The 23,626-nt window shown below is 71.9% G+C and carries 22 protein-coding genes; 4 read left to right on the forward strand and 18 right to left on the reverse strand.

Annotated features, from left to right (window positions below; all coding sequences use genetic code 11):
• The first annotated feature begins 5 nt into the window (after positions 1–5).
• On the forward strand, positions 6–1,013 hold the full coding sequence (locus ABEG17_RS19115; RefSeq protein ID WP_406831077.1) for a hypothetical protein: 1,008 nt from the start codon (positions 6–8) through the stop codon (positions 1,011–1,013).
• A gap of 34 nt (positions 1,014–1,047) precedes the next feature.
• On the opposite strand, the gene ABEG17_RS19120 is transcribed toward ABEG17_RS19115, so the two are convergent.
• Genes ABEG17_RS19120 through def form a run of 3 tightly spaced genes read right to left on the reverse strand, consistent with a single transcriptional unit; the run spans position 1,048 to position 4,096 of the window.
• Complete coding sequence (locus ABEG17_RS19120; protein WP_406831078.1) at positions 1,048–2,601, reverse strand: RsmB/NOP family class I SAM-dependent RNA methyltransferase; 1,554 nt, start codon at positions 2,599–2,601, stop codon at positions 1,048–1,050.
• Positions 2,598–3,548 (reverse strand): methionyl-tRNA formyltransferase, encoded by a 951-nt coding sequence (fmt, locus tag ABEG17_RS19125; RefSeq protein WP_406833238.1) that lies wholly within the window; start codon positions 3,546–3,548, stop codon positions 2,598–2,600. The genes ABEG17_RS19120 and fmt overlap by 4 nt, the downstream gene beginning before the upstream one ends.
• 2 nt (positions 3,549–3,550) lie before the next feature.
• Entirely contained in the window at positions 3,551–4,096 is a 546-nt protein-coding gene (gene def, locus ABEG17_RS19130; RefSeq protein ID WP_406831079.1) for a peptide deformylase, read from the reverse strand.
• Between the two features lie 164 nt (positions 4,097–4,260).
• Between def and ABEG17_RS19135 the strand changes: the two genes are divergently transcribed.
• The 3 genes from ABEG17_RS19135 to ABEG17_RS19145 all read left to right on the forward strand — a co-directional run bounded on the left by ABEG17_RS19135 (position 4,261) and on the right by ABEG17_RS19145 (position 6,477).
• Positions 4,261–5,496: an HNH endonuclease gene (locus ABEG17_RS19135; RefSeq protein WP_406831080.1), complete on the forward strand. Its 1,236-nt coding sequence runs from the start codon at positions 4,261–4,263 to the stop codon at positions 5,494–5,496.
• A 132-nt stretch (positions 5,497–5,628) separates the two neighbouring features.
• Positions 5,629–5,832, forward strand: a complete 204-nt coding sequence (locus ABEG17_RS19140) for a hypothetical protein (RefSeq protein ID WP_406831081.1) — start codon at positions 5,629–5,631, stop codon at positions 5,830–5,832.
• Positions 5,833–5,886: 54 nt separating this feature from the next.
• Positions 5,887–6,477 carry a sugar O-acetyltransferase gene (locus tag ABEG17_RS19145; protein ID WP_406831082.1) on the forward strand — a complete coding sequence of 197 codons (591 nt, stop codon included), beginning with the start codon at positions 5,887–5,889 and terminating at the stop codon, positions 6,475–6,477.
• Between the two features lie 35 nt (positions 6,478–6,512).
• Here ABEG17_RS19145 and ABEG17_RS19150 read toward each other — a convergent pair whose 3' ends face one another.
• The 15 genes from ABEG17_RS19150 to pyrR all read right to left on the reverse strand — a co-directional run bounded on the left by ABEG17_RS19150 (position 6,513) and on the right by pyrR (position 23,422).
• Entirely contained in the window at positions 6,513–8,567 is a 2,055-nt protein-coding gene (locus ABEG17_RS19150) for a primosomal protein N' (RefSeq protein ID WP_406831083.1), read from the reverse strand.
• A 78-nt stretch (positions 8,568–8,645) separates the two neighbouring features.
• The gene (gene metK / locus ABEG17_RS19155; protein ID WP_406831084.1) at positions 8,646–9,866 is read right to left on the reverse strand and encodes a methionine adenosyltransferase; all 1,221 of its coding nucleotides are present in this window, start codon (positions 9,864–9,866) and stop codon (positions 8,646–8,648) included.
• A gap of 79 nt (positions 9,867–9,945) precedes the next feature.
• Positions 9,946–11,250, reverse strand: coding sequence for a bifunctional phosphopantothenoylcysteine decarboxylase/phosphopantothenate synthase (locus tag ABEG17_RS19160; protein WP_406831085.1), 1,305 nt, complete (start codon positions 11,248–11,250; stop codon positions 9,946–9,948).
• 32 nt (positions 11,251–11,282) lie between these two features.
• Positions 11,283–11,546, reverse strand: coding sequence for a DNA-directed RNA polymerase subunit omega (gene rpoZ, locus ABEG17_RS19165; RefSeq protein ID WP_344189116.1), 264 nt, complete (start codon positions 11,544–11,546; stop codon positions 11,283–11,285).
• A 50-nt stretch (positions 11,547–11,596) separates the two neighbouring features.
• Positions 11,597–12,181: a guanylate kinase gene (gene gmk / locus ABEG17_RS19170; protein WP_406831086.1), complete on the reverse strand. Its 585-nt coding sequence runs from the start codon at positions 12,179–12,181 to the stop codon at positions 11,597–11,599.
• Positions 12,178–12,495, reverse strand: a complete 318-nt coding sequence (gene mihF, locus ABEG17_RS19175) for an integration host factor, actinobacterial type (RefSeq protein WP_056882257.1) — start codon at positions 12,493–12,495, stop codon at positions 12,178–12,180. The genes gmk and mihF overlap by 4 nt, the downstream gene beginning before the upstream one ends.
• A gap of 129 nt (positions 12,496–12,624) precedes the next feature.
• Complete coding sequence (gene pyrF / locus ABEG17_RS19180) at positions 12,625–13,500, reverse strand: orotidine-5'-phosphate decarboxylase (protein ID WP_406831087.1); 876 nt, start codon at positions 13,498–13,500, stop codon at positions 12,625–12,627.
• Positions 13,500–14,459 (reverse strand): dihydroorotate dehydrogenase, encoded by a 960-nt coding sequence (locus ABEG17_RS19185; RefSeq protein WP_406831088.1) that lies wholly within the window; start codon positions 14,457–14,459, stop codon positions 13,500–13,502. Before ABEG17_RS19185 ends, pyrF begins: the two co-directional genes overlap by 1 nt.
• Positions 14,459–15,364, reverse strand: a complete 906-nt coding sequence (locus ABEG17_RS19190) for a dihydroorotate dehydrogenase electron transfer subunit (protein WP_406831089.1) — start codon at positions 15,362–15,364, stop codon at positions 14,459–14,461. The genes ABEG17_RS19185 and ABEG17_RS19190 overlap by 1 nt, the downstream gene beginning before the upstream one ends.
• Positions 15,361–18,684, reverse strand: a complete 3,324-nt coding sequence (gene carB, locus ABEG17_RS19195; protein WP_406831090.1) for a carbamoyl-phosphate synthase large subunit — start codon at positions 18,682–18,684, stop codon at positions 15,361–15,363. Before carB ends, ABEG17_RS19190 begins: the two co-directional genes overlap by 4 nt.
• Positions 18,684–19,874, reverse strand: coding sequence for a glutamine-hydrolyzing carbamoyl-phosphate synthase small subunit (carA, locus tag ABEG17_RS19200; protein WP_406831091.1), 1,191 nt, complete (start codon positions 19,872–19,874; stop codon positions 18,684–18,686). The genes carB and carA overlap by 1 nt, the downstream gene beginning before the upstream one ends.
• A complete protein-coding gene (locus ABEG17_RS19205) occupies positions 19,871–20,539 on the reverse strand; it encodes a hypothetical protein (protein ID WP_406831092.1) in 669 nt (222 codons plus the stop codon). Before ABEG17_RS19205 ends, carA begins: the two co-directional genes overlap by 4 nt.
• Positions 20,536–21,846 (reverse strand): dihydroorotase, encoded by a 1,311-nt coding sequence (locus ABEG17_RS19210; protein WP_406831093.1) that lies wholly within the window; start codon positions 21,844–21,846, stop codon positions 20,536–20,538. The genes ABEG17_RS19205 and ABEG17_RS19210 overlap by 4 nt, the downstream gene beginning before the upstream one ends.
• Positions 21,846–22,814 carry an aspartate carbamoyltransferase catalytic subunit gene (locus ABEG17_RS19215; RefSeq protein WP_406831094.1) on the reverse strand — a complete coding sequence of 323 codons (969 nt, stop codon included), beginning with the start codon at positions 22,812–22,814 and terminating at the stop codon, positions 21,846–21,848. Before ABEG17_RS19215 ends, ABEG17_RS19210 begins: the two co-directional genes overlap by 1 nt.
• Entirely contained in the window at positions 22,811–23,422 is a 612-nt protein-coding gene (pyrR, locus tag ABEG17_RS19220) for a bifunctional pyr operon transcriptional regulator/uracil phosphoribosyltransferase PyrR (RefSeq protein ID WP_406831095.1), read from the reverse strand. Before pyrR ends, ABEG17_RS19215 begins: the two co-directional genes overlap by 4 nt.
• Positions 23,423–23,626: the final 204 nt, after the last annotated feature.

A 23,626-nucleotide genomic window follows, 5' to 3' on the forward strand; every position in this document is an offset into this window, starting at 1 on the left:
GCGCCATGATGTGGGTGTGGGCGCCGATGCTCGCGTGCGTGCTCGGTCTCGGTCTCGTGATGGCGCGGACCCGCCGTCGCCAGGGGCTGCTCACAAGGATCGACGAGCTGCTGACGGCCGGGCACCACCAGCAGGTCCTCGACCACGACCTGCAGCCCGGACCGCTGCTGGACCCGGCGCGGCTGGCCCAGGCGACGAGCGCGGTGCGCAGCGGTCGGTTCCGCCTGGCGCTGGACCTGCTCGCCACGTCTGCCGACGACGGCACCTACCTGCCTCCTGCCGGCACGGCCCCGACCGCCTCGACCCTGCGGGCCAGCGCCCTCATCGGCATGGGCCGCTACGGCGAGGTCGCGCGGATGCTCGGGCACCACCCGCCCCAGGGACCGCTCAGCCGGCTGCGCGCGCAGGCGGCCGTCGAGGCCGGTGAGGACACGGTGGCCGAGGACCTGCTGGCCGCAGCCGCCGCGGACCCGATGGAGGAGGCAGCACGGCTGCGACTGCTCGCGGACCTGCGCCTGCGCCGGCGCGACCTCACCGAGGGCGAACGCCTGGCCCGGACCGCCCGGGCGACCTTCGCGGGATCCAGCGCCCAGGCCGCCCAGCTCGACGCCGCCCTGTGCACCCTGCTGATCGCACGGATGCGCGTCGAGACCGGCGCCGTCGCTGAGGCCCTTCCCCTGGTGAACGCCGGGTTGGAGGGTCTGCAGTCTCGACCGGACGAACCCGTCGCCCTTGCCGAGGCGCATGCCCTGGCTGCGACGGTGCAGGCTGCCCTCGGCAACGGCCTGGAGGCGGGGAAGCACCTCGCCCTCGCCCAGGAGCAGGCTTCCCGCTGCCAGTCGCCGCCGTTGGACGCCGTGCTCGCCCGCGCCGCAGCGCTGGTCGCGCTCCAGCTCGGCGACCGGGAGACCGGCCGCCGGCTCCTGCACGAGGCGATCGCCGACCACGAGCAGCTGGGCGCCAAGCCGGCGCTGGCCGAGCTGCGGTCGGTCTTGGCCGGGCTCGACGCCTGAGCGCAGCTCGCGTCAAGCCTCGCGGCTGCTCGGGTCAGGCCTTGCGGAGCAGGGCCAAGAACATGCCGTCGGTGCCGTGGACGTGCGGCCACAGCTGCACGGTCTCCCCATCGCCGGGGAGGTCCACCAGCTCGCCCGAGGCGTCGCGGACATGCTGTCGCGCGTCGACGAGCTCGACGTCGGCGCGCTTGCGGGTGACGTCGCGGACGACGAACTGGGTCTCGGCCAGGTGCGGGCTGCAGGTCGCGTAGGCGATGACTCCCCCGGGCGCCGTGGCGTCGATGGCCGACGCCAGCAGCTCGCGCTGGAGCTTGCCGAGGTCCGCGAGGTCTGCCGGGGTCCGCCGCCACCGCGCCTCGGGGCGTCGGCGCAGGGCGCCCAGCCCGGTGCACGGTGCGTCGACGAGGACCCGCTGGTAGCGACCGGGCTCGTCCTCGCCGTAGAACCGACCGTCGCCGGTGCGGACCTCGATGCTCCGGCCCTGGGCGCCGGCCTGCAGGAACGCCGGGCGCAGCGTCTGGCGCACCAGCTCGGTCCGGTGGTCGCTCACCTCGTTGGCGGTGAAGTCGGCGCCGGACTGCAGCGCGAGCGCGGCCAGGAGCCCCGCCTTGCCTCCGGGGCCGGCGCACAGGTCGAGCCACTGCTCGGGTCCGTCGCAGTCCACCGGGACCGACGCGAGGGCGAGCGCCACGAGCTGGGAGCCCTCGTCCTGCACCGCGGCCCGCCCCTCACGCACCGCCCGTATGGCGCCCGGGTCGCCTCCCGGGAGCACCGCCCCGACCGGTGAGAGCCACGACGCCTCAGCACCGTCGCCCACCAGCTCGTCGACGCTGCTGAGACCGGGACGTGCCACGAGCGAGACCTTGGCGGGAGCGTTGTCCGACGCGACGAGGGCAGCGAGCTCCTCGTCGATGGTGTCGGCGGTTGCCGCACCGTGGCCGAGCAGGGCTGCCCGCAGCGCCTTGACGACCCATTCCGGGTGGGAGTGCTCGACCGACAGCTGGGTCGTGAGGTCGCCGTCCGCCGGGACGACCTCGGCCAGCCACTCGTCGAGGTCGCGCTCGCTGATGCGGCGCATCACGGCATTGACGAAGCCCGCGGCACCGGCGCCGTTGACCTTGCGCGCCAGCGCCACCGTCTCGTCGACGGCGGCGTGGGTCGGCACGCGCATCCCCAGCAGCTGGTGGGCGCCGAGGCGCAGCGTGTCGACGACGTTCTCGTCGATCTTCGAGATCGGCCGGGCTGCGGCGACAGCGATGATGGCGTCGTACAAGCCGTGCATGCGCACCGCGCCATACACGAGCTCGGTGGTGAACGCGGCGTCGCGACCGCGGATGTCCTTGTCGCGCAACACCCGCGGGAGCTCGAGGTTGGCGTAGGCGCCGTCGGCGACGGCGCGCATCACGGTGTAGGCGGCCAACCGCTGGGGGTCGCTGGTGCGGCCGCGCTCGCTGGGCTTCTGGACCGAGCGCTCGCGTCCGCCGTGGGCGCGGTCGGGCCGCTGACGTCCTTGGGCGTTGCGGCGCGGGCCGCCGCTGCGCCGGTCGCCACCGCCCGGTCGGCCGCCGTCGGACCCGGTGTCACTCATGCCTGCGCCTCGACCATGGTGAAGCACTCTCCCTGTGCGATGCGTACGCCGCGGGCCCAGTCGGCCGCGGTCATGTCCTTCTTGCCGTGCGGGCGCACCTGCCCCAGCACCACGGGGGTGCTCGCCGTGCCGACCCAGACCTCACGCCGGCCGGCGACGACCTCGCCGGGGGCCAGCCCTACCGGGGCGTCGGACTCCGTCAGGGCCACCGGGGCGATCTTGACGCGCTCGCCGCGGAACGTCGACCACGCACCGGGTGCCGGCGTGCAGCCTCGGACCAGCCGGTCGACCGCGATCGCCGGCCGGTCCCAACGCACCTGCGCGTCGGTCACCCCGATCTTCGGCGCGAGCGAGACGCCCTCGGCGCCCTGCGGGACAGGCTTCAGCGAACCGTCCTCGATGCCGTCCATCGTGGCCACGAGCAGGCCCGAACCACCCTCGGCGAGCCGACCGAGCAGGTCGCCCGAGGTGTCGGTGGGTCGGATGCGTTCGGTCATGACGCCATACACGGGGCCGGTGTCCAGGCCCTCTTCGATGCGGAAGGTCGAGGCGCCCGTCATCTCGTCACCGGCCATGATCGCGTGCTGCACCGGGGCAGCGCCGCGCCATGCGGGGAGCAGGGAGAAGTGCAGGTTGACCCAGCCGTGGCGCGGGACGTCGAGGGCCACGCGCGGGATGAGGGCGCCGTAGGCCACGACGGGGCACACGTCGGGCTCGAGCTCGCGCAACCGTTCCAGGAAGTCGTCCTCGCCGGGTCGGGCGGGGGTGAGCACCTCGAGGTCGTGCTCCTCGGCCCACTGCCGCACCGGCGACGCAGCGAGCCCACGGCCACGGCCTGCTCGGGCATCGGGGCGCGTGACGACAGCGACGACCTCGTGGTCCGAGGCGTGCAGGGCGGACAGGGCCGGGACCGCGACCTCGGGGGTGCCCGCGAAGACCAGTCGCAGGCTCACAGGCTCCTGCCGAACGTCGCGTGCGGGCTGACCTTGACGGTGGGGGCGGCTTCGCCGGACCACTGCGCCTCGCGTATGGCCCGCATCGCGAGCTTGCGCTGCTCCCGGTCCATCCGGTCGATGAACAGGATGCCGTCGAGGTGGTCGGTCTCGTGCTGGATGCAGCGGGCCATCAGCTCAGAGCCCTCGAGGAGGACCGGCTCGCCGAACTGGTTGAAGCCCTTGGCCACCACGCGCAGCGACCGCGGAGTCGGGAACTTCATCCCCGGGAACGACAGACAGCCCTCGTCACCGTCCTGCATCTCCTCGGACAGGGCGAGGTCAGGGTTCACGAGGTGGCCGAGCTCGCCGTCGATCCAGTAGGTGAAGACCCGCAGTCCCACACCGATCTGTGGTGCGGCCAGGCCGGCACCCGGCGCGTCCATCATCGTCTCGGTGAGGTCCTTGACGAGCTGGCGCAGCTCACGGTCGAAGTCGACGACGGGTTCGGCGGGGGTGCGCAGCACCGGGTCACCGAAGAGGCGGATGTTCTGGATCGACACGGCGACCAGTCTAGGTGCGACCGTATGGTGCGCCGCGCCGTGCCGCTGGGGCTGCGGACGCTGCGGCGCGGAGTGCCCCAATGGGGTTCTGCTGTCAGCGAATTCGGGCGGCTGGGATGTGGACAACTCTTTCGAGTTCATTCGAACACCTGTACGATTTGGGTATGTCGACCAGCCCCCTCACAGCGCTCCCGGACACAGGTCCGGGTGGTGGTTGGGGTGTGCGGAACCGTGCCCTGTGGGACCGGACCGCGACAGTGGCGGGTCGGTTGAACCGCGCCCAGGCCGAGCTGGTCGACATCATCGACGAGGTGATGACCGGCCGGCACTGGGGCGAAGGCGGGTTCACGTCCCCCGAGCACTACCTCGTCATCCGGGCCGGGTTGTCCTCGGCGCACGCCGCCGACATCGTGGCGGTCGCCCGTCGACGAGCCGAGCTCACCGACGCCGCGACCGCCCTGGACGCCGGGGAGCTGTCCCTGGACCAGGTCGCCGTCCTGGCCCGGCACGTCCCCGCCTCCCACCAACGATCGCTGACGGCTTTCGCCCGGGAGGCGACTGTGCCCCAGCTGCGCCGTGCGGTCCGCATGCACGCCTTCCCGGCCGACCCCACTCCAGACCACACGCTCGTTGAGGACACGACCACTGACCACACAACTGCTGAGACTGCGCTGGATCCGCGGATCCAGGTCCAGCAAGAGCACGAGGCAGCCCGCGCGTCCGCCGCACAGGACCGGGCGTGCGCCAAGCCGGACCTGTCCATGTCGTACGACGCCGACGGCCGGTTCCAGCTGCGCTACTCCGCCCCCGCCACCATCGGAGCCTTGGTCGAGCAAGCAGTCAAGGAAGCCAAGGACGCGTTGTTCACCCGCCGCCGCTCCGCTTCGACGGACACCAACGACACCATCCCCACCCCAACCGCGATCGAGCATCGTCACGCCGCGCTGCCGACCTATGCCGATGCCCTCGAGGAGATGGCATCCCGCTCGCTGGACACCATCACCTCCACCTCACGGGCAGCGCACTACCGCGTCTACCTGCACCTGGACACCAACGGCGCGTGGGCCACCGGCGGGCACGCCATCCCGATGCGGCTGCTCGGCCGGTTCCTGTCCGACGGCATCGTCCAACCCGTCTGGGAAACCCAGGGCCGACCGGTCTCCGTCGGCCGGGCCATGCGGATCCTGCCCGAACGCTCCCGCCGCCTCATCACCGACCGCGACCGCGGCTGCAGGTTCCCCGGCTGCCCCACCACCAACACCGCCTTCGTCGAGATCCACCACCTCACCGCCTGGGCCGACGGCGGCGCCACCGACACCGGCAACCAGATCTGTCTGTGCACCAGACACCACGACGGCATCGACCGCGGCGACTACACCATCACCGGCGACCCCGACTGACCCGACGGACTGACCGTCACCAACCGCCACGGCCTACCCATCCGACCACCACGGCCTGACGAAACCGCACCACCACCAGCCGGCGACCCGCCCATCCCACCCGGCACCTACCACCCGCCATCCGGCGGACCCATGAGCTGGGCCGACACCGCACTCCCCTCCGACCACGAGCTCGCCCACCCCGAGGCAGCCGGTTCCAGCCCACCCGGACGACTCACCAGCGTGCCCCGCGCACCCCGCGCACCGGGCACACCGCGCACACCGCGGACGCGCAGGACCACGTCCTCCGGCGCCGGACTCGTGATCATCTCCGAGGAGCTCATCCCGTGGGAGTGAAGCCGTCGGGGCGTCGCAACGGACACGACGTCGTCGCCGTGCCACGATCGGCGCGTGCGCACTGAACGACGGATGGCCAACCGCACCACCGAGTCGCGGGCCTTCGCCGAACGCGTCGGTGTGGTCATGGGGCTGACGGCACGCCTCAACGCCTTGGCGTTCGACGACCTGGAGCAACGTCGAGAGCTCCTCACGCAGATCTTCGGGGCATCGGTCCCCGACTCGCTGACGGTGCTGCCACCGTTCTACTGCGACCACGGTCTGGGAGCCTCGTTCGGTGATCGGGTCTTCATCAACCAGGGCTGCTACTTCCTCGACCTCGGGGGCATCACACTCGGGGACCGGGTCCTGATCGGTCCACGCGTCACGCTCACGACGGCCGGGCACCCGGTCGAGCTCGACGAGCGCTACGACTTCATCACCCACGCGCCGATCGTCGTCGAGGACGACGTCTGGGTCGGCGCAGGTGCCACGATCACGCCCGGCGTCACGATCGGTCGTGGATCGGTCATCGGTGCAGGGACCGTGGTGGCCCGGGACGTACAGCCGATGAGCGTCGTCACCGGCACGAGCATCGTGAAGCGCCGGCGCCTGCGACCCGTGCCGCCACCCGTACCCGGCGCTCAGTCGTCGCCCGGGCCCTGACGATCGAGGTCGTAGGACCACACTTCAGGACCCAGCTAGGTCGCGGGGTCGGGCGGGTCGACTCGGACCTGCACGCTGACGGGCTCCTTGCGGGCGCTGCGGACTGCACGCATCGCGGTCAGGGACGCGGCCAGGACCCCGCGCTCCGACAGGGGGACGCGCAGCAGCATGCGCACGGCGTCGTCCGGCAGCGGGAGCGGGCCGATCCGCTCGGTGCCCTCGGCGAGGTCGGCCTGGAGCAGCGCGGCCTCGACGGCGCGCCGCTCCCCGCTGACCGCAGCCATGACCACCGTCGGCGGGAGCGACAGGGCCGCGCGGTCGGCGAGCTCCCGGGCGGCGAACCATGCCGGGTCCCAGCGGACCAGGGCCTCGATGACGGGCAGGGTGGTGTGCCCCGGCGCGCCGCAGAGGACCACCTGGCCGCGAGCGGCTGACCCACGGGTCAGTGCGGCCGCAGCCAGCCAGCGGCGCAGCGCCTCCTCACCGGCGTCGAGGGTCGGACGGTCCAGGGAGGCCCAGGCGTCCAGCAGGAGCGTCGCGGCATACCCTCCGTCGGCCACGGGCTCGGCTCCCGGTGTGGCGATGACCAGGGCCGGCGTGGCTGCCACGCGGTCGAGGACCGCTCCGGCACCGGAGGTGTGCACGGGCACACCGGGGAACGCACGACCCAGCTCCTCCGCGGTGCGTCGGGCGCCCACCACGGACGAACGCAGCTCGCGGCCACCGCACTGGCGGCACTCGAACCGGCCCACGCCGCGCCCGCACCAGCGGCAGCCCGGCTCGGCCCCACGTCCGGTTACGGCGATCGGTCCGGCGCAGTGCACGCACCGCGCCGGCGCCCGGCAGGTCTGGCAGGCCAGCGAGGGGACGTAGCCGCGGCGCGGCACCTGGACCAGCACCGGTCCGGACTCCAGGGCTGCCTTCGCGGTGCGCCAGGCGACCGACGGCAGGTGGGCGCTGGCCGCGGCGGGGTCGCGTTCCATCTCCAGGCCCTCACCCGCGACGACCACGCGGGGCACGGCACCTCGCACGGGCGCGGCGGCCTGGATCGGACGCAGCTCCCCCGCGTCGACGAGCTGCTGCACGGCCACGGTCCGGGTGAAGCCCCCGGACAGCACCGCCGCCCCCTCGATGGCGGCCCTCGTCAGCAGCACCTCGCGGACCCGGGGGTAGGGAGCGCGCGGCTCCTCGTGGTTGTCGTCACCGTCGTCCCACCAGGCGACGAGACCGAGGTCGCGCACCGGGGCGAATGCCGCCGCGCGGGTGCCGACGACCACCGAGACGTGCCCACGCAAGACCTTGAGCCAGGCGGTGTAGCGCGCCTGCGGCCCCTGGTCGGCGGTGAGCCGCACGTGCCGTCCCGGCCCGAGGGCCGTGGTCAGGGCGGCGTCGACCCGCGCGACGTCGCGGTGGTCGGGGACCACCAGGACAGCGCCCCTCCCACCTGCCACTGTGGCTGCGGCGGCAGCCGCGAGGGCAGCCGGCCAGTCCTCGGCGGGGTCGGTGGCGGGCAGGGCGAGCCACGACGCGGCGGGGCTGTCGCCCGCGGTGAGGCGCGAGAGGTAGGCGGGGCCGGCGGCATACCGGCTCCACGCGGGACCGGGACCGGACTGCGCAGGCAGGGGGTCGGTCACCGGCGGCTCGAGCGCCAGGGCCTTCTCCGCGGCGGCGTGCCGCGGGGGCACGGACAGTCGCAGGACGTCGCCGAGGGTGCCGGCGTAGTGGGCGGCGACGGCGCGCGCGACCTCCAGCTGCCGGGAGGTGAGCACCGGCTCGGGCGAGACCACCCGACGGATCGGCGCAAGACGGCCCTCGTGGTCGGGTGCAGCCTTGCGCTCGATGACGAACCCGTCGAGGTCCTGCCCGGCGAACCGCACCTTGACCCGGGCACCGGGCACGGCCGTCTCGGCGAGGGGCGCCGGCACGAGGTACTCGAACGGACGGTCGAGGTGGGCCAGGCCGGTGTCGACGACGACCGCCGCGATCGGGTCGGTGTCAGCGGTGTCCGGACCCTTCGGCGGGCGCGGTGCCTTGGGCAGGGCGGCACGGATCAGCGACAGCTGCTCGACTGCTCCCGACTCGGACACCATTGAAAACTAGTCGACCCGGCCGACATCCCTGCGGGGCAGGGGTCGGCCGGGTCGGCTGGACGTTCGGAGCGCCGGCCGTCAGCCCTTGACGGCGCGCTGCAGCGCCTCGACGCGGTCGGTGCGCTCCCAGGTGAACCCGTCCTTGACGCCTGGTACCGAGGTGCGGCCGAAGTGGCCGTAGGCGGCGGTGGCCTTGTAGATCGGGCGCAGCAGGTCCAGCTCGTCGACGATGGCGCCGGGGCGCAGGTCGAACACGGAGGTGATCGCGGCCTGGATCTTGTCGACCGGCTCGGTCTCGGTGCCGAAGGTCTCGACGTACAGACCGACCGGCTGGGCCTTGCCGATGGCGTAGGCGACCTGCACCTCGCAGCGGCGGGCGAGCCCGGCGGCGACGATGTTCTTGGCGACCCAGCGCATGGCGTATGCCGCGGAGCGGTCGACCTTCGACGGGTCCTTGCCGGAGAACGCGCCGCCACCGTGGCGGGCCATGCCGCCGTAGGTGTCGACGATGATCTTGCGACCGGTGAGGCCGGCGTCGCCCATCGGGCCACCGATCTCGAACCGACCGGTCGGGTTGATCAGGCTCCGGTAACCCGAGATGTCGAGGTCCGTGCCGGTCTCGGCGAGCTCGGCCAGGACGGGGGCGATGACGTGCTGCTCGATGTCGGGAGCGAGCAGGTCGTCCAGGGAGATGTCGGACGCGTGCTGCGTCGAGAGCACCACGGTGTCGAGCTTGACGGCCTTGTCGCCGTCGTAGGCAATGGTGACCTGGGTCTTGCCGTCGGGACGCAGGTAGGCGACCTGACCGGACTTGCGCACCTCGGTGAGGCGCTCGGCGAGGCGGTGGGCGAGGTAGATCGGCAGCGGCATGAGCTCGGCGGTGTCCTCGCAGGCGTAGCCGAACATCAGGCCCTGGTCGCCGGCGCCCTGCTTGTCGAGCGGGTCGATCCCACCGTGGCGGTTCTCGTGGGCGGTGTCGACGCCCTGCGCGATGTCCTTGGACTGCTCGCCGATGGAGATCGAGACGCCGCAGGAGGCGCCGTCGAAGCCCTTCTCGGAGGAGTCGTAGCCGATGCCCTTGATCGTGTCGCGCACGATCTGGGCGATGGGCACGTAGCTGCGGGTGTCGACCTCGCCGGCGACGTGGACCAGCCCGGTCGTGACCATCGTCTCGACGGCGACGCGGCTGTCCTTGTCGTCGGCCAGCATGGCGTCGAGGATGGAGTCGGAGATCTGGTCACAGATCTTGTCCGGGTGTCCCTCGGTGACGGACTCGGACGTGAACAGGCGTGCGGACACTCAATGCTCCTTCGGGGGCAGCGGCTGCTGACTGACGGCCGCGAGCCGGAGCCACACGGACGTCGCGAGTGTACCTAGGTCAGAGGATCTGCTGGACGGCATCCCACACCGCGTCAGAGATCTCTTCCTTCGGTGCGGGTCCGGCGTCGATGACGTGGCTCGAGCCGAGCCGCAGGATGTGCACCGTGTTGTCGTCCAGGCCGAACGTCTTGTCGGTGCCCACCTCGTTGACGACGAGCAGGTCGCAGCCCTTCCTGGCCAACTTGGCACGGGCGTGGTCGAGGACGCTGCCGTCCGCGTCGCCGGTCTCGGCCGCGAACCCCACGATGACCGGGCTCGCGTCGTCACCGCGGCGGGCCACGAGGTCGGCCAGCACGTCGGGGTTGCGGACCAGCTCGATCGTCGGGGCGGCGTCGGGGTCGGCGGCGTCGTGGGACTTCTTGATCTTGGCGTCGGTGTAGTGCGCGGGCCTGAAGTCGGCCACGGCGGCGGCCATGACGACGACGTCGGACCCCGGGGCGGCGGCCGCGACGGCGGTCTCGAGCTCGAGCGCGGTCTGCACCGGCACGACGAGCACGCCTTCCGGCGCGACGAGCGAGGTGTTGGCCGCGATCAGGACCACCTTCGCGCCGCGGCGCGCGGCCACCGACGCCAGGGCGAAGCCCTGCTTGCCGGAGCTGCGGTTGCCGAGGAACCGCACCGGGTCGAGCGGTTCCCGGGTGCCGCCGGCGGTCACGACGACCGTGCGGCCCTCCAGGCCGTCCCCCTCCGCGTCGCCACTGCCCTGCGCGGCGCGGTCAGCCGGTATGGCGCGGGCGCTGGACGCGTACTTGTCCGGCACCACCACGGGCGCGCCGGGGGCGAGGATCCGCTCGCACACGGCATACAGGTCGGCGGGCTCGGGGAGCCGGCCGGGACCGGTGTCGGCGCCGGTGAGGCGACCGGACGCGGGCGGGATGACGTGCACCCCGCGCTCCATCAGGATGGAGATGTTGGCCTGGGTGGCCGGGTGCTCCCACATCTCGGTGTGCATGGCCGGGGCCACGACCACCGGGCAGCGAGCCGTGAGCAGCACGTTGGTGAGCAGGTCACCGGCCAGCCCGTGGGCGGCCTTGGCGACGAGGTCGGCGGTGGCAGGGGCCACGACCACGAGGTCGGCCGACTTGCCGAGGCGGACGTGCGGCACCTCGTGCACGGCGTCCCAGACACCGGCCGAGACCGGCTTGCCGGACAGTGCCTCCCAGGTCGGGGCCCCCACGAAGCGCAGGGCCGACTCGGTCGGCACCACGGTCACGTCGTGGCCGGCCTCGGTGAACAGGCGCAGCAGGGAGCAGGCCTTGTAGGCCGCGATCCCCCCACCGACCCCGAGGACGATGCGCGCCATCGCGCTGTCGTTCCCTGCTCCCCCGCCGGGGCTCAGCTCTCGATCGGCTCGGAGGTGACCAGGCCCTGGTTGATCTCGCGCAGGGCGATGGACATCGACTTCTCGTGCACCTGGCTGTCGACGAGCGGCCCGACGTACTCGAGCAGGCCCTCCTGCAGCTGGCTGTAGTACGCGTTGATCTGGCGCGCGCGCTTCGCGGAGTAGATGACCAGGGCGTACTTGGAGTCAGCCTTGGTGAGCAGGTCGTCGATCGGGGGGTTGGTGATGCCGATCGGGTTCGCGACGGTTCCAGACACGGGGGAAGCTCTCAATCTGTTGTAAGCAAGTCGTTCAGGTGGTGCTGATGTCAGTGGGATCGCATCAATGATACGAGTTCTTCGGCTGCTCGACGAACATCGTCGTTGACGATGGTCACGTCGAACTCGTCCTCCGCAGCCAGCTCGACCTTCGCGGTCTCCAGGCGGCGGGTGCGTTCTTCCTCGTCCTCGGTCCCGCGACCGACGAGCCGGCGGACCAGCTCGTCCCAGCTCGGCGGCGCCAGGAACACGAAGAGCGCCTCCGGCATCGACTCGCGGACCTGGCGAGCGCCCTGCAGGTCGATCTCCAGCAGCGCCATCTTGTGGTCGCCCAAGGCCTGCTCCACGGGGCCCCGGGGGGTGCCGTAGTGGTTGCGGCCGTGCACGACAGCCGACTCGATGAGCTCGCCGGCCTGCTCCATCCGGGCGAACTCCGCAGCGTCGACGAAGTGGTAGTGCTTGCCCTCCACCTCGCCCGGCCGCGGTGCGCGGGTGGTCGCGCTGACCGACAGCCACACCTCGGGGAAGTGGTCGCGCACGTAGGCGGACAACGTGCCCTTGCCGACCGCGGTGGGTCCGGCCAGGACGACGAGGCGCCGGGGCCGCTCCTCGCCGGCAGGGGCGGGGTGGCTCACGCCTCGTCGAAGCGGGTGAGCAGCGCGGAGATCTGGTTGGCGCCGAGTCCACGGACGCGGCGGCTCTCGGAGATGCCCACCTCCTCCATGATCTGGCGGGCGCGCACCCGACCGACCCCGGGCATCGACTCGAGCAGTGCGGAGACCTTCATCTTGCCGACCACGTCGTTGCCCTTGCCGTCGGCGATGACCTCCTTGAGGGAGCCCTGGGCGTACTTCAGGCGGTTCTTCACGGCGGCACGCTCTCGGCGGGCCACAGCGGCCTTCTCCAGGGCCGCTGCTCGCTGCTCGGGCGTCAACGGGGGAAGTGCCACGGCATTAACTCCTTGTGAGGCGTTCGGGGGTGGTGCGACGGTCGTTCACTGTTCTTCACTCGGACTCTAGCAACCGAACGAGCTCGTTTCTCGCCGAGCCCTCGGCACCCTGTTGGCCCCCGGGGGCCCTCAGCGCAGGAGGTCGGCGAGGTGCTCGCTGGTGCGGACGGCCTGCTCACGCAGCCGGGCGGGGTCCGGGCCGGCGGAGAGGACCTCCCGGCTCGAGGACGGCAGGACGTTCGGCAGGGCGTCGCCGAAGACCCGGCGCAGGTCCTCGCTCGTGCCGCCCTGCGCGCCGACCCCGGGGGCCAGCAGCGGCCCGTTGCATCCCGCGAGGTCCAGTCCGAGCTCCTGCACGGCCGAGCCGACCGTCGCGCCGACCACCAGACCGACCGAGCCGAGGTCGCCCTGGGAGCGCGCGTCGGCGTTGTCCGCAGCGGCTCCGGCGACCATGCTCTCGGCGACGCTGACGTCGCGCAGGGTCGCGTGCTGGACCGTGCGCCCCTCGGGGTTGGACGTCAGGCCGAGGACGAACACGCCGCGACCGGTCTGCGCCGCGAGGTCCAGGGCGGGGCGCAGGGCCTCGAAGCCGAGGTAGGGGCTGGCGGTGAGGGCGTCGGCCGGCGCGACGGCGTCCTTGCCCAGGTAGGCCTCCGCATACGCCGCCATCGTCGAGCCGATGTCGCCGCGCTTGGCGTCGAGGATGACCAGCGTGCCGGCCTCGCGCAGGGCGACGATCGCCCGCTCGAGGACGGCGATCCCGCGGGAGCCGAACACCTCGAAGAAGGCCGACTGCGGCTTCACGACCCCCACGTGGCCGGCGAACGCCTCGACACAGGTCTCGGTGAACCGGGTGAGGCCGTCCACGTCGTAGGTCAGGCCCCACGACTCGACGAGCGCCCGGTGCGGGTCGATGCCGGCGCACAGGGGGCCGAACGCATCGGTGGCCGTGCGCAGCCGCTGCCCGAAGGTCAGCTGGTCAGGCACCGTCGTCTGGTCGGTCATCAGCGTGCCACCCTCTCGTGTGCGATTCCGACGACGTCGGAGAGCCGCTCGAATCCCTTGTCCTGCAACAGGTCTGCCAGCTCACGGCCGACCCGCACCGGGGCCGACGGGTCGTTGAACGTCGCCGTGCCGACCTGCACCGCGCTGGCACCGGCCGCGACGAGCTCGAGGGCGTCACGCCCGGTACGCACTCCCCCGACGCCGACGATCGGCACGAAGGGCAGTCGCCCCTCGAGCATCGCGGCACGTGTCTGCCAGACCGCGCGAACCGCGACGGGGCGCACCGCGGGCCCGGACAGGCCTCCGGTGACGCCTGCCACCTGGGGCCGCAGGAGGTCGGTGTCGATGACCATGCCGAGCAGGGTGTTGATCATCGTCAGGCCGTCGGCACCGGCCTTCACGCAGGACTGCGCGACGCTGACGATGTCGGTGACGTCGGGCGTCAGCTTGGCGAAGACCGGCACGTCCCGAGGGAGCTGCTCCCGCACCAGGGCGATGACCTTGGCGGACGCCAGCGGGTCGCAGGCGAAGACGAGCCCGCGGTTGGCGACGTTGGGGCAGGAGATGTTGACCTCGACCCCCACCACGGAGTCGAACGCGTCACTGGCTCGCAGCGTCGCGGCCACGTCGGCGAACTCGCCGCTGGTGTTGCCGGCGATCGAGACCAGCGTCCGGGCCCCGGACTTCTTCAGCCAGGCCAAGTCGTTCTCGACGAAGGACGTGATCCCCGGCCCCTGGAGGCCGATCGAGTTCAGCATCCCGGACGGCGTCTCAGCCATCCGCGGCGTCCCCCGTCCGGACCGCGGGACGGCCATGACGGACTTGGTGACGAACGCCCCGAGCTCGGCGACGTCGAAGAACCGGCCGAGCTCACGGCCGTTGGCGGCGCACCCCGACGCGGTCATCATCGGGCTGGGCAGGCGCCGGCCGGCGAGGTCGACGGACATGTCCACGCTCATCAGTGGCCCCCCGTCCTCGGCGCACCGACGGCGTCGTCCGGCACCCGGCACAGCCCGTCGGAGAAGGCGTCCCAGCGGACGCGGTCGCCGCGGAACACCGGCCCCTCGACGCAGGAGCGCACCATCTTGGTGACCCCGTCCTTGCTGACGACCGGCATGACGCAGGTCATGCAGACGCCGATGCCACACGCCATGGACTCCTCCACGGCGACCTGGGCGACGGCACCCTCGGCGGTGGCCACGTCGGTGATCGACTTGAGCATCCCCATCGGGCCACAGCCGTAGACGACTGCCGCACCGGTGCGACGGATCACCTCGGGCAGGACGTCGGACACCCAGCCCTTGGTGCCGAGCGACCCGTCGTCGGTGGTGACCGTGACGCCGTCGGCGTAGCGACGGGCCTCGACGACACCGAAGAGCCTGGACTCCGTCGCCGCGCCGAGGACCATCTCGACGTGGCAGCCGCGGGCGCGCAGGGCCTCCGCGAGCCAGAACAGCGGTGCGCTGCCGTAGCCCCCGCCGACGAGGACGCACGGCACCGGCTCCTTGGGGAGCGGGAACGCCCTGCCGAGCGGGCCCACGATGTCGACCTCGTCGTGGGCGCGCAGCTCGGTGATCCACTGGGTGCCCGGCCCGTGGGCCGCGACGACGACGTCCACCGTCCCGCCATACGTGCCGGAGGGGCTGACCTTGTGGATGGAGAAGGAGCGACGCAGAAGGTTGGCGCTGGTGGGTCCGCCGACGGCGAGGGCCACGAACTGCCCGGGCTTCGCGAGCTCGGCCAGGCCGGGCGCCACGAAGGTGAGGTGGTGGTAGGCACCGACCCGCCGGGTGGCGATCAGCTCGCCGATCACCTGCACGACACCACTGCCCGGACGCGTGTGCGGCGTGGTCGCCGCGCTCACGCCGCTCCCCCGTCGAGGTCCGCCTGCGTCCGGCCGTAGAGGTCGAGGTCGCGGGCGTGCTCCTGCAACGGCTTCACGGTGAACTCCCCGTGCATCTGGGCCTCGATGCCCTGCACGGCAGCAGCGAGCTCCTGCACCGTGGTGACGATCGGACGATCCATCGAGACCGTGGCTGCTCGGATGGCGTAGCCGTCGGCGCGGGCGTTGGGGCCGCTCGGCGTGTTGACGACCATGGCGATCTCGCCGGCCAGGATCAGGTCGACGATGCTGCCGTCCGGCGTCTCCCGCTCACTGTGCTTGTGCACGACCTGCGACGCGATCCCGTTGCGGCGCAACACGTCTGCGGTGCCGGTCGTGGCCACGATGGTGAACCCGAGGTCGGCGAGCCGCTTGACCGGGAAGATCATGGCGCGCTTGTCGCGGTTGGCGACGGACACGAAGATCTTGCCCTCGCGCGGCAGACCGGACCCTGCGGCCAGCATCCCCTTGGCGAACGCCGTCCCGAAGTCGTCGTCGATGCCCATGACCTCACCGGTCGAGCGCATCTCCGGCCCGAGCAGGCTGTCGACGACCTGGCCGTCGCGGGTGCGGAACCGCTTGAACGGCAGCACCGCCTCCTTGACCGCAACGGGTGCGTGGCTCGGCATCGTGCCGCCGTCGCCGAACGGGGGCAGCATGCCTTCCGCCCGCAGCTCCTTGATGGTCGCGCCGAGCATGACCCGGGCGGCCGCCTTGGCCACCGGCACCCCAGTCGCCTTGGCGACGAACGGCACCGTCCGAGAGGCGCGCGGGTTGGCCTCCAGGACGTAGAGGACGTCCTGGGCCAGGGCGAACTGCACGTTCATCAGGCCGCGCACGCCGATGCCCTCGGCCAGCTTGAGCGTGGCCTCGCGGACCCGCTCGAGCTCGGCGACACCGAGGGTGACCGGCGGGAGGGTGCAGGCGGAGTCACCGGAGTGGATGCCGGCCTCCTCGATGTGCTCCATGATCCCGCCGAGGTACATGTCGGTGCCGTCGTAGAGGGCGTCGACGTCGATCTCGATCGCGTCGTCGAGGAACCGGTCGACGAGGACCGGGTGCTCCGGGCTGGCGATGGTCGCGCGGGTGACGTAGCCCGAGAGGGTCTCGTCGTCGTACACGATCTCCATGCCGCGCCCGCCGAGGACGTAGGACGGGCGGACCAGGACGGGGTAGCCGATCTCCCGGGCGACCTCGACGGCCTCCTCGGCGCTGTATGCCGTGCCGTGGCGCGGCGCGGGCAGCCGGGCCTCGTGCAGGACGCGCCCGAAGGCACCGCGGTCCTCCGCGAGGTCGATGGCCTCGGGGCTGGTGCCGACGATCGGGACACCGGCCTCCTTGAGCGCCATGGCGAGCCCGAGCGGGGTCTGCCCACCGAGCTGGACGATGACCCCGGCGACCGGGCCGGCCTGCTGCTCGGCGTTGACGACCTCGAGGACGTCCTCGAGGGTGAGCGGCTCGAAGTAGAGGCGCGAGCTGGTGTCGTAGTCGGTGGAGACGGTCTCGGGGTTGCAGTTGACCATCACCGTGTCATAGCCGGCCTCGCGCAGGGCGAAGCTGGCGTGCACGCAGGAGTAGTCGAACTCGACGCCCTGGCCGATGCGGTTGGGGCCACTGCCCAGGATGAGTACGGCCGGCTTCTCGCGCGGCTGCACCTCGGACTCCTCGTCGTAGGTGCTGTAGTAGTACGGCGTCTGGGCTGCGAACTCCGCCGCACAAGTGTCGACCGTCTTGTAGACCGGGCGGACGCCGAGCGCGTGGCGGACCCCACGGACGACGGCCTCGGGCATGCGACGCAACGACGCCAGCTGGGTGTCGGAGAACCCGTGCCGCTTGGCCAGCCGCAGCAGCTGCGGCGTGAGCTCGGGCGCCGCGGCGACCTGGTCGGCCACGGCGTTGATGAGCTCCATCTGGTCGAGGAACCACGGGTCGATGCCGGTCGCCTCGTGGACCTCCTCGACGGACAGGCCACCGCGCAGCGCCTGCTGCACCGTGACGATGCGGCCGTCGGTCGGCGTCTTCGCCGTGTGGAGGTAGGTGCGGGCCTGCTCGACACCGGGCTTCGGGCCGTCCCAGTGGAAGGTGCTGTCCTTGCGCTCCATCGACCGCAGCGCCTTCTGCAGGGCCTCGGTGAAGTTGCGTCCGATCGACATGGCCTCGCCGACCGACTTCATCGTCGTCGTCAGGGTCGGGTCGGCGGCCGGGAACTTCTCGAAGGCGAAGCGCGGCACCTTGACGACGACGTAGTCGAGCGACGGCTCGAAGGACGCCGGGGTCTCGCGGGTGATGTCGTTGGGCACCTCGTCGAGGGTGTAGCCGATGGCCATCTTCGCGGCGATCTTGGCGATCGGGAAGCCGGTCGCCTTGGACGCCAGCGCGCTCGAGCGGGAGACGCGGGGGTTCATCTCGATGACGATGATCCGGCCGTCGGCCGGGTTGACCGCGAACTGGATGTTGCAGCCGCCGGTGTCGACACCCACCTCGCGGATGATCGCGATGCCGAGGTCGCGCAGCCGCTGGTACTCACGGTCGGTCAGGGTCAGAGCGGGGGCGACGGTGATGGAGTCGCCGGTGTGGACGCCCATCGGGTCGAGGTTCTCGATCGAGCAGACGACGACGACGTTGTCGGCGTGGTCGCGCATGACCTCGAGCTCGTACTCCTTCCAGCCGAGGATCGACTCCTCCAGGAGCACCTCGGTGGTCGGGCTGTACTGCAGCCCGGCACCACCGATGCGGCGCAGGTCGGCCTCGTCGTAGGCGAAGCCCGAACCCAGACCACCCATGGTGAACGAGGGGCGCACGACGACGGGGTAGCCGAGGTCGTCGGCGGCAGCCAGCAGCTCGTCCATGGTGTGGCAGATGAGCGAGCGGGCGGACTCGCCGCCGCAGCGCTCGACGACACCCTTGAACTTCTCGCGGTCCTCGCCGAGCTGGATCGCCTCGACGTTGGCACCGATCAGCGGGCAGCCGTACTTCTCCAGCACGCCCGCCTCGTGCAGCGAGATGGCGCAGTTGAGTGCGGTCTGGCCGCCCAGGGTGGCCAGCACGGCGTCGGGGCGCTCACGGGCGATGATCGACTCGACCACGTCGGGGGTGATCGGCTCGACGTAGGTCGCGTCGGCGAACTCCGGGTCGGTCATGATCGTCGCCGGGTTGGAGTTGACGAGGATGACCCGGATGCCTTCCTCGCGCAGCACGCGGCAGGCCTGGGTGCCGGAGTAGTCGAACTCGCAGGCCTGGCCGATGACGATCGGGCCGGACCCGATGACCAGGACGCTCTTGATGTCTTCCCGCTTGCCCATCAGGCGCGGTTTCCCTTCTCCTGGTTGGCGTTCATGAGCTCCACGAACCGGTCGAACAGGTAGCCCGCGTCGTGCGGTCCTGCTGCGGCCTCCGGGTGGTACTGCACCGAGTACGCAGGCAGGTCGAGGCACTCGAGGCCCTCGACCACGTCGTCGTTGAGGCACACGTGCGAGACCCGCACGCGTCCGTATGCCGTGCCGTCGGCGTCCGCGGGCGCGGTCACCTCGCCGTCGAGCGGGGCATCGACCGCGAAGCCGTGGTTGTGGGCGGTGACCTCGACCTTGCCGGTGGTGCGGTCCATCACGGGCTGGTTGATGCCGCGGTGCCCGTACTTGAGCTTGTAGGTGCCGAAGCCGAGCGCGCGACCAAGGAGCTGGTTGCCGAAGCAGATGCCGAAGAAGGGGATCCGCGCGTCGAGCACCTCGCGCAGCACGGCCACCTCGGCGTCGGCGGTGGACGGGTCCCCCGGTCCGTTGGAGAAGAAGACGCCGTCGGGGCCGTCCTCTCCCACCGCGCGGACCTGCTCGAACGTCGAGGTCGCCGGCAGCACGTGCACCTCGATGCCCTGCTGGGCGAGCAGGGTCGGGGTCATCGCCTTGATGCCGAGGTCGAGGGCAGCGACGGTGAAGCGCTTCTCCCCCACCGCCGGCACGACGTACACCTCCTTGGTGGTGACCTCGGCGGCCAGGGCGGCGCCGGCCATGAGGGGCGCTTCCTGCACCGCCGAGGTGAGCTCGCCCACCGACAGGTCCGCGTGCTCGCCCGAGAAGATGCCGACGCGCATCGCGCCGCGCTCACGCAGGTGGCGGGTCAGTGCACGGGTGTCGATCCCGCTGATCCCGACGACGCCCTGCTCGCGCAGCTCGTCCTCCAGCGACCGCTGGGAGCGCCAGTTGGACGGGCGCAGGGCGGGGTCGCGCACGACGTACCCGGCGACCCAGATCCGGCCGGACTCGCCGTCCTCGTCGTTGACGCCGGTGTTGCCGACGTGCGGGGCGGTCATGACGACGACCTGGCGGTGGTAGCTCGGGTCGGTGAGGGTCTCCTGGTAGCCGGTCATCCCGGTGGAGAACACCGCCTCGCCGACCGTCTCGCCGGTGGCGCCGTACGCCTCACCGTGGAAGGCCCGCCCGTCCTCGAGGACGAGGACGGCGGCACCGCGCGGTGCGAGGTGGGCGGGACTGGTCATGACGGGGAGTTCCCTTCTGTCGCAGGGGCATTGATCGCAGAGGTATCGGTCGCAGAGGCGTCGGTCGCAGGAGCGGCGGTCGCAGGAGCGTCGGTCGTAGCACCCTGGTTCGCGTCGGCGTCGCGGCTCTCGCCGGTGTGCCACCAGAGGGCGGACTCGACGCGGTCGAGGTCGGCCTTGTAGCGCGGGAGGAACCCGGTCTCGTAGAGCGCGCCGTCCTCGGCCCGCCACTGCAGCACGAGCATGCGGTTGCTGCCGACGAACTTGCCGACCATGCCACGGTCACGGCGCACCGAGACCAGGCGCGGACCGGTGATCAGCACGGTCGACTCGCCCTGGCGCTCGATGCGCACGAGCTGCTCGGGGGTGCCGCGGGTGACGAGCAGTGTCGCCTTGGCGCGGTTGCCCAGGCCCTCAACGGTGACTCGCTCGAGTCGGCTGACCGCCGTGGTGGTGCTGACGTAGGTGCCCTCGACGGACAGCTGCGCCGGGCCGGCGGTGGTCGTCGGCGCGTCTGCGGCACCGTCGGCGTCATGGCGCTCGCGCTCGGCGGCGATCGTCGCAGAGGTGTGCTGGCGACGCTTGCGCAGCCACGCGGCATACAGGAGGGCGTAGATGAGGCCGAGCGCGACGAGCAGCACGCCCACCGCCTGGAGTCGGGTCACGCGAGGGCTCCCTTCTGAGCGGTGACGCGGCCACCGAACACGGTGGCGTGGACGGCGCCGCGCAGGGTGCGGCCGTGCCAGGGGTTGTTGCGGGACAAGGACAGGCTGGCGCTGCGGTCGACGGTGACCTCGGCGGCCGCGTCGACCAGCGTGAGGTGGGCGGCGTCGCCGACCGACAGGGTCGAGCCGTGCGCGGCGAGCCCGGCGATGCGTGCCGGCGTCTGCGACATGACCCGCGCGACGCCCGCCCAGTCGAGCAGGCCACCGCCGACCATGACGTCGCTGACGACCGAAAGCGCGGTCTCGAGCCCGAGCATCCCGAACGCCGCGTCGACGAACGCGTGCTCCTTGTCGTGGCGGGCGTGGGGGGCATGGTCGGTGGCCACCGCGTCGATGGTGCCGTCGGCGAGCGCGGCGCGCAGGGCGTCGACGTCCTCTTGGGGCCGCAGCGGCGGGTTGACCTTGAAGGTGGGGTCGTACCCCGCGAGGAGGTCGGTGGTCAGCACGAGGTGGTGCGGGGTGACCTCGGCGGTCACGTCGATGCCCTGGGCCTTGGCCCAGCGGATGACCTCGACGGTCCCTGCGGTCGAGACGTGGGCGACGTGCACGCGCGAGCCCGTGTGCCGGGCGAGCATGACGTCGCGGGCGACGATCGACTCCTCGGCGATGCCGGGCCAGCCGGGCAGGCCGAGGCGCCCGGACAGCTCCCCCTCGTGGGCGCAGGCCTGGGGTCCGGCGAGGTGCGGGTCCTGGGCGTGCTGGGAGACGACTCCGCCGAAGGCGCGGACGTACTCCAGGGCCCGGCGCATGACCCGCGCGTCGTGCACGCACTTGCCGTCGTCGGAGAAGAAGGTGGTGCGGGCCCGGGAGCGGTGCATGAGGCCGAGCTCGGCGAGCTCCTCCCCGGCGAGGCCCTTGGTGACGGCACCGACCGGGAGGACGTCGACCAGCCCGGTGGCGCGCCCGAGGTCGAGGATGCGCTCCGCGGCCTCTGCGGTGTCGGTGACCGGGGTGGTGTTGGCCATGGCGAGCACCGCGGTGAACCCACCGACGGCTGCGGCAGCGGAGCCGGTGGCGATCGTCTCGGCGTCCTCGCGACCGGGCTCGCGCAGGTGGGTGTGCAGGTCGACGAGGCCGGGCAGCGCCACGAGGCCATCGGCCTCGAGCACGTCCGCGCCCTTCGCCGAGCGGATCGAGCCGACCTCGGTGATCACGCCGTCCTCGACGAGCAGGTCCGTGCGACCGTCGGGGTCGCCTGCAGCGGCGCGGCCGAACAGGTCGGCTCCGGTGATGAGCAGGCTGGGCATCAGCTGTCCTCTCCCTCGCCGCCGGCGAGCAGGTGGTAGAGCACCGACATCCTCACTGCGACACCGGCGCTCACCTGGTCGAGCACCAGGGACGAGGCTGCGTCGGCGGCATCGGGCGAGATCTCGAGGCCACGGTTCATCGGGCCGGGGTGGCAGATGACGGCCTCGGGGTTCGCGGCCATGAGCACGTCGAGACGCGGCCGGGTCAGGCCGTACCCGACGGTGTACTCGCGCGGAGTCGGGAAGAACCCGCCGCTCATGCGTTCGCGCTGCACGCGCAGCATCATCACGGCGTCCGCGGTCGGCAGCACCGCGTCGAAGTCGTTCGACAGGGCGAACCCCTCGGCCTGCGCCCACGCGCCGATGCCGCTGGGCATGAGCGTGGGTGGGGCGACGAGGGTGACCCGGGCGCCGAGCGTGCGCAGGGTGATGAGGTTCGACCGGACGACGCGCGAGTGGGTCAGGTCGCCGACGATCACGACGTGTCGGCCCTCGAGGTCACCGAGGCGACGCTCCATCGTGTAGGCGTCGAGCAGCGCCTGGGTCGGGTGCTCGTGGGTGCCGTCGCCGGCGTTGACCACGTGCGCGTCGACCCACTGGCTGACCTGCTGCGCCGCGCCGCTCGCGTGGTGGCGGATGACGAGCGCGTCGACCCCCATGGCCGCGACGGTGAGCACGGTGTCGCGCAGCGACTCACCCTTGGAGGTCGAGGACCCCTTGCCACTGATGTTGATGACGTCGGCGGACAGCCACTTCCCGGCGATCTCGAACGAGCTCCGCGTGCGGGTCGAGTCCTCGAAGAAGAGGTTGACCACGGTGCGGCCGCGCAGGGTGGGGAGCTTCTTGACCTCCCGCTGCTGGATGCCGTGCATCTCGGCGGCGGTGTCGATGATGGCGCGGACCTGGGCGCGGTCGAGGTCTGCGGAGGACAGCAGGTGCCGCCGGGTCCGTCGTGCCGTCGTGGTCACTTGGGGTCTCCTCCGGCGATGGTGACCTGGTCCTCGATCTGGTCGTGCTCGAAGAGCCGCACCGAGACCCGCTCGGCGCTCGAGGTGGGCAGGTTCTTGCCGACGTGGTCGGCGCGGATGGGCAGCTCACGGTGGCCGCGGTCGACCAGCACGGCCAGCCGGACCGCGCGCGGGCGTCCGAGGTCGGACAGCGCGTCGAGGGCGGCGCGGACGGTGCGGCCCGAGTAGAGGACGTCGTCGACGAGGACAACGACCTTGTCGTCGATGCCGCCGCCGGGGATCTCGGTGTGCCTCGGGCTGCGGGTCGGCTGCCGGCGCAGGTCGTCACGGTGCATCGTCACGTCGAGCGCGCCGACCGGGACGGGCTTGCCCTCGACGCTCTCCATCACGGCGGCGAGCCGCTGGGCCAGGACCACCCCGCGGCTCGGGATGCCGAGGACGACCAGGTCCGATCCCCCCTTGTTGTGCTCGAGGATCTCGTGGGCCACGCGGCGCAGCGCACGCGCGATGTCGCTGGCCGTGAGCACGGTCCGCGACGGTGACGGAGTGGGCGCACCGGGAGCCGGGGAGGCGTCGACCGGGACGGGAACAGCAGAGTCAGGACGCACGGGCGTCAGGACCTCCTTCCCTGCCTCACAGGACAGGTCGTTAAAGGATGTCGATCGGGGTCCACCCTAGCGCGTAGTCCTTCGGCATGATGACGCGCCCATCCTGGGCGCGCACCGTGGATCATGGACTGCCCGCGGTGCAGGGGTACGAGCGATCCAGCCAAGGTCGCCACATCGACCTCCTCCAAGGTCAGGAGCACCACC

Origin of the sequence: Pedococcus sp. KACC 23699, assembly GCF_045348425.1 — a bacterium.
Taxonomy (GTDB): Bacteria; Actinomycetota; Actinomycetes; order Actinomycetales; family Dermatophilaceae; genus Pedococcus.